Below are 1,675 nucleotides of genomic sequence, written 5' to 3'. Positions count from 1 at the left end.
GTCCAGCTCGACCGGCGGTTCGGCCGCGGCGGCGGCGTCCAGGACCGCGCGGGCGGCGCGGACCGTCGCCTGCGGGCCGCGCGGGGCGGCCTCCCGGCCGGTGAACAGCGCCCGGGACAGCTCGCGGGCCGAGATCCGCTCCACCTCGGACAGGTAGCGGTTGCGGCTGGAGCGCGCCACGCCGTCGCCTTCGCGGACGGTCGGCACGGCGACGATGTCGACCGGGAAGTTCAGGTCGGTGGCCATCCGGCGGACCAGCGCGAGCTGCTGCGCGTCCTTCTGCCCGAAGAACGCGGCCGTGGGCGTCACCCCGGGCCCGGGGGCAAGCGGACGGGTCAGGTGCAGCAGCTTGGCGACGACCGTGAGCATGCCGTCGAAGTGGCCGGGCCGGGACGCGCCCTCGAACCGCTCCCCCATCGGGCCGGCCGCGATCCGCACCTGGGGCGGACCGCCCGGGTACACCTCGTCGGCGTCCGGCGCGAAGACGAGGTCGGCGCCCGCCGCCTCGGCGAGCTTCACGTCCGCCTCCAGGGTGCGCGGGTAGCGGTCCAGGTCCTCGTGCGGCCCGAACTGGAGGGGGTTGACGAACACGGTGACCGTGACGACGCCAGTGCCGGCGTGGGCGCGGGCGGCGCGGATCAGGGCGGCGTGGCCCTCGTGCAGCGCGCCCATCGTCATGACCACGGCCGCGGCGGGGGCCAGGTCACGGGCGTGGTGGACGAGTTCGGTCATCGGGTCCCCCCGTCGGCGAGGGCGCCCAGCAGCGCCTCCGCGTATTCGGCCTTGAGCATTCCGTTGGCGAGCGCGCGGTCCGCGGTGGCACGGGCCATCGCCACGTACGACGCGACGGTCTCCGGTGCGTGGGCGCGCAGTTCGGCCAGGTGGACGGTGACCGTGCCGGCGTCGCCGCGGGCCACCGGGCCGGTGAGGGCGGCGTCGCCGGAGCGCAGCGCGTTGTCGAGCGCGGCGCCCAGCAGCGGGCCGAGCATCCGGCCCGGCTCCTGCACGCCTGCTTGCCGCAGCAGGTCCATCGCCTGGGCGACCAGCGTGACCAGGTGGTTCGCGCCGATCGCGAGGGCCGCGTGATACAGCGGGCGGGCCGACTCCTCGATCCACTCGGGCTCGCCGCCCATCTCGATGACGAGCGCCTCCGCGGCCGTACGCAGCTCGCCCGGCGCGGTGACGCCGAAGCAGCAGCCGGCCAGGCGCTGCACGTCGACGGGCGTGCCGGTGAACGTCATCGCCGGGTGCAGCGCGAGCGGCAGCGCCCCGGCACGCAGCGCGGGCTCCAGCACGGAGGTGCCGTACCGCCCCGACGCGTGCACCAGCAGCTGGCCAGGACGTACGGCGCCGGTCTCGGCCAGGCCGCGCACCAGCGCGGGCAACGCGTCGTCAGGAACGGTCAGCAGCACCAGGTCCGCCTGCGCCAGCACCGCGGCGGGCTCCATCAGCGGGACGCCCGGCAGCAACGCCTCCGCGCGGCGGCGGGACGCCTCCGACACCCCGCTGGCGGCCACCGGGCGGTGCCCCGCCAGTTTCAGTGCCGCGGCCAGTACGGGGCCGACTCGCCCCGCACCCACCACGCCCACGGTGAGCCTCGCCGGCTTCTCCTCCACCACGCCTCCCAGCCTCGGGCGACCCCCTTCTCGTCAACCTTACGCGAACTCTCCCCCCT

General features: G+C 76.1%; 2 protein-coding genes. Both read right to left on the bottom strand.

The genetic code is table 11. From position 1 onward, the window contains the following. Positions 1–732 (bottom strand): pantoate--beta-alanine ligase (gene panC, locus AC13HU_RS36700; RefSeq protein WP_483046329.1); only part of this gene is annotated, 732 nt, incomplete at its 3' end. Then, entirely contained in the window at positions 729–1,619 is an 891-nt protein-coding gene (locus tag AC13HU_RS36695) for a Rossmann-like and DUF2520 domain-containing protein (protein WP_483046328.1), read from the bottom strand. The genes AC13HU_RS36695 and panC, both read right to left, overlap by 4 nt. Between the last annotated feature and the right edge of the window lie 56 nt (positions 1,620–1,675).

Source organism: Streptomyces sp. NH27 (assembly GCF_056859195.1).
This window is presented reverse-complemented; position numbering and strand designations above follow the sequence as displayed.